Origin of the sequence: Brachybacterium sp. AOP42-C2-15 (assembly GCF_052377065.1) — a bacterium.
Lineage (GTDB): Bacteria > Actinomycetota > Actinomycetes > Actinomycetales > Dermabacteraceae > Brachybacterium.
The window spans coordinates 70,173-78,072 of record NZ_JBQSWK010000018.1 but is presented as its reverse complement, the minus strand read 5'-3'; the positions used below and the strand labels follow the sequence as shown (position 1 = coordinate 78,072).

The 7,900-nt window shown below is 69.0% G+C and carries 7 protein-coding genes; 2 read left to right on the top strand and 5 right to left on the bottom strand.

The window, feature by feature from the left end; translation table 11 throughout:
• From ACT3SQ_RS11565 to ACT3SQ_RS11550, 4 genes are all read right to left on the bottom strand, one after another.
• Nucleotides 1-964 (bottom strand): DUF222 domain-containing protein (locus tag ACT3SQ_RS11565; RefSeq protein ID WP_444601147.1); only part of this gene is annotated, 964 nt, incomplete at its 3' end.
• Between the two features lie 795 nt (nucleotides 965-1,759).
• Nucleotides 1,760-2,686 (bottom strand): 4-(cytidine 5'-diphospho)-2-C-methyl-D-erythritol kinase, encoded by a 927-nt coding sequence (locus tag ACT3SQ_RS11560; protein ID WP_441445536.1) that lies wholly within the window; start codon nucleotides 2,684-2,686, stop codon nucleotides 1,760-1,762.
• Nucleotides 2,686-3,594, bottom strand: coding sequence for a 16S rRNA (adenine(1518)-N(6)/adenine(1519)-N(6))-dimethyltransferase RsmA (rsmA, locus tag ACT3SQ_RS11555; RefSeq protein ID WP_441445535.1), 909 nt, complete (start codon nucleotides 3,592-3,594; stop codon nucleotides 2,686-2,688). Before rsmA ends, ACT3SQ_RS11560 begins: the two co-directional genes overlap by 1 nt.
• Nucleotides 3,591-4,565, bottom strand: coding sequence for a TatD family hydrolase (locus ACT3SQ_RS11550; RefSeq protein WP_441445534.1), 975 nt, complete (start codon nucleotides 4,563-4,565; stop codon nucleotides 3,591-3,593). The genes rsmA and ACT3SQ_RS11550 overlap by 4 nt, the downstream gene beginning before the upstream one ends.
• Before the next feature lie 321 nt (nucleotides 4,566-4,886).
• On the opposite strand from ACT3SQ_RS11550, the gene rpmF reads away from it, so the two are divergent.
• Nucleotides 4,887-5,057: a 50S ribosomal protein L32 gene (gene rpmF / locus ACT3SQ_RS11545; protein WP_096799564.1), complete on the top strand. Its 171-nt coding sequence runs from the start codon at nucleotides 4,887-4,889 to the stop codon at nucleotides 5,055-5,057.
• A 259-nt stretch (nucleotides 5,058-5,316) separates the two neighbouring features.
• Here the strand turns inward: rpmF and rsmI are convergent, their stop codons facing one another.
• Nucleotides 5,317-6,159, bottom strand: coding sequence for a 16S rRNA (cytidine(1402)-2'-O)-methyltransferase (gene rsmI, locus ACT3SQ_RS11540; RefSeq protein WP_441445533.1), 843 nt, complete (start codon nucleotides 6,157-6,159; stop codon nucleotides 5,317-5,319).
• 89 nt (nucleotides 6,160-6,248) lie between these two features.
• On the opposite strand from rsmI, the gene ACT3SQ_RS11535 reads away from it, so the two are divergent.
• Complete coding sequence (locus tag ACT3SQ_RS11535; RefSeq protein ID WP_444502601.1) at nucleotides 6,249-7,856, top strand: dolichyl-phosphate-mannose--protein mannosyltransferase; 1,608 nt, start codon at nucleotides 6,249-6,251, stop codon at nucleotides 7,854-7,856.
• The last annotated feature ends 44 nt before the right edge of the window (nucleotides 7,857-7,900 follow it).

The following is a 7,900-nucleotide window of genomic DNA, read 5'->3' as shown; positions in this document are numbered from 1 at the left end:
CCTGGCGGATGTGTTCGTACGGCACCGGGCCGTAGCCCTCGATGGTGGCGGCGTCGGCGTGCTCGGGTGCGAGCAGGGAGCGGTCCGTGATGATGACGGCGATCTCCAGCGTGGAGGGGTCGATCCCTTCTCCGCGTCCGATCAGGGCATCGGCGAAGAGGTCCGCCATGATCTGCTGATGGCCGCGCCGGTCGCCGTGGGCGCGAGCCTTCTCCGCAGCCACCGAGAGCCCTTTGCGGATTCGGGCCCCGTCGAGCGCCGGCAGGTGCGCGGTGACAGTGCACATGCCGTGCTCACCCCGGCGCACAGTGATGCTGCGATCTCGCTTCGCTGTGCGGTGGCGGTCCGCAGCGCCACGAGGGTCCAGTCCGTGCAGCACCTTGGCTGCTTCACCGGCCAACTCTTCAGGGCCGCAGCCATCGAGGTAGGGCAGGTGGGCCGCGAGGATCTCATCGACCTGGGTGCGCTGAGCGGGGGTTGCCGGCCCCATCGTGCGACCCACCTTGTGCGCAGAGGTGGCAAGGATCCGGCCCTGCGCGAGCGCGGTGAGCATGCCGGGCATGGAGAGGACCAGCCGGCGAGAGGAGGACATCGACTGGCCGACGCAGGACTTCGACTGCTTCAGGGCTTTCGATGTCTCCGAGCGTGCGATCTTCACCGCCTGCTTCGGCGTGTCCTCGCGGCGCAGGGAATCTTCCTTGACCACGTGCTCCAGGTGGACCAGCGCCCGTGCCTGCACCGCTGCGATCGCACCGTTCAGATCCTGGACCCGCGCCAGCAGCGAGATGGTCTCGGACGCGGCCAGCTTCTCCAGCGCGAACGACCCGTCCGCACCGATCTCAGCAAGCACGGAACGCACAGCGGTGATGTCGGTGTCACCGATCCACAGCTCTTCGTCGTTCGCGGAGATCGGGAGTGTGCTGCGCCGCCGAATGCGTGCCGCGACGGACCGGGGCCCTGACACCTCCGAGCCCGAGCCCGATCCTTCGCCCGCACCCGCATGGCGAGACGCATCACCAGAAACGCCGCGCCCGGCCTCCTGGGAGTCTGCATCATCACTGTGCGACTGATCTGTCATGGCGCCATTTTCGCACACCTATTCGACGAAAGGAAGGCGCGAGGGAACTCTACCAATCAGTAATCTTGAATTGTGGATAACTGGGAGTGTGGAGGAACCGTCGCGGCAACTGCGAAGTGCGGGAACGGCACTATCCTGCTATTCACGGGCAGCATACGAAGCGGCCAGGCGGCCTCATCGAAGCAGGTCCAGATGTTGTACAACTGAGGGCGCCAAGACACCACATCCACACAGACATTTCCAATCGCTGCTTTCTCTTGCATTATTCACAGACGGAGCCATATAGTCACGTGGGACACGCACGACCGGCGTCCGGACACCGAAATAGCGATCCCTTTACCATCAACTTCGCAATCACAGATCGCACCGAGAGGAACAGCAGGTAGCCGCGGATGACCAGTTTGTCCGCGCTCGATGGGCACCTGGAAGTGCCCCGTACAGAACGAGGTCTCCGGCTACCGGTGGCGATGCTCAGCGCATTGGAAGGTGGCCAGCGCGTCGGAAGGTGGTCAGCGCATTGGAAGGTGGTCAGCGCGTTGGAAAATGGCCAGCGCGTTGGAAGATCGTGAGCCCCATAGAGCCCATGGAGTCCCAGCTCGATCGAGGCCCCGAAACGACGATCTCGCTGCCGGCAGAGTGAAGAGCCCCGACGCATAAGCGCGAGACTCCGTCGCTCGACGCTCAGCTCGCTTCGAGCACGCTCGCCCCCGGCGCGGAACCCCGCGCCACCAGGCAGCTCTCGACGAGTCCATCGCGCATCAGTCCCGCGGCGATTCCTCGGGCCTGCGCTTCGTCCTCGACCAGCACGGCGACCGTCGGCCCTGAGCCGCTGACCAGCGCGGCCGGCGCTCCCAGCCGTTCGGCGGCCTCGACCACCGGCTCCAGGCGCGGATGCAGCGCGAACGCTGCGGCCTGCAGATCGTTGTGCAGGGTATCCGCCAGCAGTTCGAGGTTCGCGCCGCTGAGCGCCTGCAGCTGCCGCTCATCCAGATCCGGCTGCTCGGGCAGTGCACGCCCGTTCGTCAACGAGATCTCGTCGAACTTCCGGAACACCTCCGGCGTCGAGAGGTGACCGCCGGGGACCGCGAGCAGCCAGGTCCATTCGCCATGGGTGAGCACGGTGGTGAGGTCGGTGCCGTTGCCGCGCCCCAGCGCCGTGTGGCCGAGCATCGCGAAGGGGACGTCGGCTCCCAGCTGCGCTCCGAGCTCGCGCAGCTTCTCGCTGCCGAGCCCGGTCCCCCACAGGCGGTCGAGCGCGACCAGCGTCGCCGCGGCGTCCGCCGACCCGCCGCCCATGCCGCCGGCGATCGGCACCTGCTTGTGGATGTGCAGCGCAGCGCCGACCTCCAGAGCGCATTCCTCACGCAGCAGCTGAGCCGCCCGCAGGGCGAGGTTGCTGCCATCCAGAGGGAGCTCTCCGGGGACTTCCGAGGTGAGCTCCAGGCTGAGAGTGCTCGCACGGGTCGCGGTGACCGTCTCGTAGAGGTCGACTGCCTGGAACACCGTGGCCAGGGAGTGATAACCGCGTCCGTCAACCCCGCCCACCATGAGCGACAGATTGATCTTCCCCGGGGCGCGGACGACCACGCGGTCCAGTGCGGACGGCATCAGAGGGCCTCACCCTCGGTCCGTGCCAGCCCCTGTTCCGCCCGGGCGATGGCCCGGAACTGATCGATCTCCAAGGTCTCGCCACGGGCGCCGGGGTCGATGCCGGCGGCGCGCAGGATCTGCTCGGAACGCGGTGCGGTCCCAGCCCAGCCGGCGAGCGCGGCACGCAGTGTCTTGCGGCGCTGGGCGAAGGCGGCATCGATGATCGTGAAGACCGACTCCCGCTCCTCGGCGGTGCCGAGCGGCTGCTCGTGCCGCACCAGCTCCACGAGCGCCGAGTCGACGTTGGGAACCGGCCAGAAGATCTGTCGGGAGATCTTCCCCGCATGCACGGCCCGCCCGTACCAGGCGAGCTTCACGCTGGGGCCGCCATAGGTGCGCGAGCCCGGGCCGGCGATGAGACGGTCCACCACCTCGGACTGCACCATCACGAGGGCCGAGCGGAGGGAGTCGAAGCGCTCGAGCATCGTGAGCAGGATGGGGGTGGCGACGTTGTAGGGAAGATTGGCGACCAGCGCGGTCGGCTCACCCGCTCGGGGCAGCGCAGGCAGCTCGGTCACCTGAAGGGCGTCGTCGTGGAGGAGCTGGAAGCGGTCGTCCTCGACGCCACGGGCACGCAGCGTGAGCGGGAGCAGCTCGGCCAGGCCGCGATCCAGCTCGACGGCGACCACGTCGGCCCCCGTCTCGAGCAGGCCGAGCGTCAGGGACCCCAGTCCGGGTCCTACCTCGAGCACCGCCTGCCCCGGCTCCACGTGGGCACGGCCGACGATGGTCCGCACGGTGTTCGGGTCCATCACGAAGTTCTGCCCGCGCTGCTTCGAGGGCCGGATGCCCGCGGCCTCGGCGAGGTCACGGATATCGCGCGCGGTGAGCAGGAGCCCTGCGCTGGGCGTCGTCTCGCCGCTCATGCCGCCACCTCCAGAGGCCATCGGTAGACATCCTGGGTGGTGGTGCGGATCGCGCGGCATGCCTGCTCCAGGTCGGTGCCCGTCACCTCGGCGATGGTGGCCATGGTGTGAGGGATCAGGTAGGAGGAGTTGGGTCGCCCGCGGTAGGGCACCGGGGTGAGGAAGGGTGCGTCGGTCTCGACCATCACCTGACCGAGTCCCACCTCCGCGAGCGCGGTGCGCAGGTAGCCGGCGCTGCTGAAGGTCACGGTCCCGGCGAAGGAGAGGAACCAGCCGCGATCCACGCAGGTGCGCGCGAACTCGGCATCGCCGGAGAAGCAGTGGAAGACGGTGCGTTCGGGGGCGCCATCGGCCTCGAGGACTTCGAGGACGTCGCGATGGGCGTCCCGGTCATGGATCTGCAGCGGCAGATCGAGTTCCCTGGCGAGCGCGATGTGGGCGCGGAACGACTCGATCTGGGCGGTGCGGGCCTGGTCGTCGTCCCGTGAGGTGCGGAACCAGTCCAGCCCCGTCTCCCCCACGACCACCATTCCGGGGCCGCGCAGCAGTTCGGACACCTCGGCGATCGCCTCATCCAGCCCCACCAGTTCACGGCCCTTTTGGTCCTTGCCCCGTGCATGGAGCGCCGCCTCGTTGGGGTGCACGGCGATACCGCCGCGCAGGGTGGGCGGGCATGTCTCCGAGGCGAGCAGTGCCGCGGTCCAGCGCACCGCCTCGAGATCTGAACCGATCGTGATCTGCGCATCGACGCCGACGGCGGCGGCCCGTGCGACATGGTCGAGCACGCTGAGCTGCTCGTCTCCGTCGGCGAAGTCGAGATGGCAGTGGTTGTCGATCACAGGGAAGGGCAGCGGCTCCGGGATCGCGGGCCAGGAGCGGTCACGCTTCTTCCCGCGAGGATCGATGTCCTCACGGTCGCGCACCGGTGGCGGGACCGCGGCGCCGGACGGGTTCTGGTGCTCAGACGGCATGCGACCATGGTAGGAGGATCGGGGTGAACCCAGGACCAACGGGGCGCCCCCGAGCCGCGAGCGTGACCAGACTGTGCCCGGTTCGGCCAGAGAGGGACCTCAAGCCGGCGCGCTGAGTGAGGTGCGACGCATCCCACCACTCCGGTGCGATAGCTCACGGGCCCGGAGCGAGCGGTGAAGGCCACGATGTGGCAAGATGAGTCGTCGTTGTGCGTCCTTTCGTGCACCCGAGCGCCCCGATTCCTCACGGACCGGGTTCGGGTCGCTGCTCGGGACGGGCGTCAACGCCAGTTCACCCTCCGGACCGTCAAGGAGCATCCCATGGCAGTGCCCAAGTTCAAGATGTCCCGTGCGCGCACGCACTCCCGCCGCTCGCAGTGGAAGGCCAACAACGCCGACCTCGTGCAGGTGACGGTTCGTGGCCGCACCGCTTCCGTGCCGCGTCGCCTCGCAAAGGCGTACCAGCGCGGCCTCCTCCAGATCGAGGACTGATCGACGTACTGCGAGCTTGCGAGCGGTAGGAAATCAGTCGAGTAGTCGCAGACTGATCTCGATCAAGGAGTGATCCGGCGCGGGCCCAGCCCGCTCCACCGAGATCTCCGCCGACGCCCCCGACAGCAGCTGCTGTCGGGGGCGTCGTCATGTTCGCTTCTGTTCGGTGGCAGCGATGATCCGCGCCCCGTCAGCCACGGAGTCGCGGCTGCGGTGCTGCAGCCGCAGTCCCTCACCGCGGCGAGTCAACCGCGATGCCTCAGCTGCGCCGCTTCAGCGCGAGGTCGTAGAGCTCACTCGCGCCGACCCCGGGATGCGCCCGGGCGAGCTCCTTGGCGGCATCCTTGAGCCGCTCCCCTGCCGCAGCCCGGGCCAGCACCTGCTCGACGAGGCTCTCAGCAGTGACGGCGGCGGGCTCGGCCCCTGCCACCACGAGCACCACCTCTCCGAGCACGTCGCCGTCGGCGGCCCAGGCAGCGAGCTCGGCCAGCGTGCCGCGCACGATCTCCTCATGGGTCTTGGTCAGCTCCCGGGCGACAGCGCCGCGGCGGTCCACCCCGAAGGCCTCAGCCATCGCGGCGAGCGTGGCGGCGGTGCGGCGCGGCGACTCGAAGAAGACCATGGTGCGCAGTTCGGATGCGAGCGGTTCCAGCGCTGAGGCCTTGCGGCCCTCGCGCCGCGGAGGGAAGCCCTCGAAGGTGAAGTGGTCCGGGGCGATCCCGGAGGCGGCCAGCGCGGTCAGCACCGCCGAGGGGCCGGGGATCACGGTGACCCGGAAGCCCGCCTCGGCCGCCGCCCGCACTGCCTCGAAGCCCGGGTCGGAGACCACCGGCATCCCGGCATCGGTGACGATCAGCACCCGCTGCCCTGCCGCGAGCGCTTCGAGCAGCACGCCCGTCCGTTCGGCCTCGTTGTGCTCGTGGTACGAGAGGATCCGCCCGCTGGTCTCCACCTCGAGATCGCGCACCAGGCGGGCGAGCCGTCTGGTGTCCTCGGCGGCGATCAGGTCCGCCTCGGCCAGCGCACGCATCAGGCGCACCGAGGCGTCGAGCGGATTGCCGATAGGGGTGGCGGCGAGGGTGAGGACTCCGGGTTCGAGCATCTGGCCATGCTAACCAGCCTGCGGCTCGCGGGCACTCCGCTGTCGCTCCCCGCGCGCCCCGCTGCTCCCGCCGGGTGATGTCCTAGCATGTGCGGGTGCACACGGAGGAGGAAGCCACCCACCGCGCCCCCGTCGAGGACGAGCCGGGCGCGCTGCTCGCCTCCTACCGTCGGCGGCTGAAGACCTTCGACCTGCCGCTGTCCCGGATGGCATGGGCCGGGGCGATGGCTGTGTTCGGGCTGGCACTGGTGCTGCGCCTGTGGGGCCTGGGGTCTGTCGAGGAGCTGATCTTCGACGAGACCTATTACGTCAAGGACGGCTACGCCATCACCCAGGAGGGTGTGGAGATGTCCTGGCCCGAGGAGCCGGACGCCGCCTTCGAGGCCGGGGATGTGGACTCCTACGAGCCCAAGGGCGCGTACGTGGTCCATCCTCCGCTGGGCAAGTGGCTGATCGGCGGCGGGATGCTGCTGCTGGGCGCGGACAACCCCTGGGGCTGGAGGATCTCCTCGGCGGTGCTGGGCTCGATCGCGGTGCTGCTGCTGGCACGGATCGGCCGACGGCTGTTCCGCTCGACCACCGCCGGTCTGATCGCGGGCCTGCTGCTGGCGATCGACGGGGTGTCCCTGGTCCACTCCCGCACCAGCCTGCTGGACCCCTTCTTGATGTTCTTCGTGCTCGCGGCGTTCGGTGCACTGCTGATCGACCGTGATCGCTTCCGCGAGCGACTCGCGCTGGCCTCGGCGGCGATGCACGCCAGCGCCGAGAGCGCCCCTCCGCTCGGGGTCTCAGGCGGGATCCGGCCCTGGCGCCTGCTGGCCGGCCTGCTGCTGGGGATGGCCTGCTCGGTGAAGTGGTCCGGGCTCTACTTCGTCGCGGTGTTCGGGATCATGACGGTGCTGTGGGACTGGTGGGCGCGCCGCACCATCGCCCAGCGCGACTGGCTGCTGGGCGGCCTGGTCCGGGATGCCGTGCCCGCCTTCCTCGCGATCGTCGGCATCGCGCTGGTCACCTATGTGGCGTCGTTCGCCGGCTGGTTCGCCTCTGCGGTCGGCTACAACCGCCACCTCACGGCGGAGCAGGACATGGCCACCGGCAACGGGGTGCTCGACTCGCTGTTGTCGCTGTGGCTCTACCACCGCCAGGCCTATTCCTTCCACGTCGGGCTGGATTCGGAGCATCCCTATGCGGCGCACCCTGCGGGCTGGCTGCTGCAGCTGCGCCCCACGAACTTCTACTACCGCTCCTACGAGTATGGGGAGCAGGGATGCGAGGTCGCCAAGTGCGGCGCGCACATCCTCTCGGTCGGCAATCCGCTGATCTGGTGGCTGGGGACGCTGGCGCTCCTGGTGACGCTGGTGATCGCGGTGGTCTTCCGGGATGGACGGGGCTGGGCAGCGCTGTCGGGAATCGCCGCCGGCTACCTCCCGTGGCTGATGTACACCGACCGCACGATCTTCACCTTCTACGCCGTGGCGTTCTCGCCCTGGCTGATCCTGTGCCTGGCCTATGTGATGACGCTGGTGATCGGTCCCGCCGGCGCGGACAGGGAACGACGGCTGGCGGGCGGTCTGTTCGTCGGCTCCCTGCTGGTGCTGATCGTCCTGGTCTCCGCGTTCTTCTGGCCGGTATGGACCGGCCAGGTGCTCGACGTCGAGCAGTGGCGGTACCGCATGTGGCTGCCGTCCTGGACCTGAGCCGACACGGTACGTCGCGGCAGCACCGGCCGCTACGATTGCCC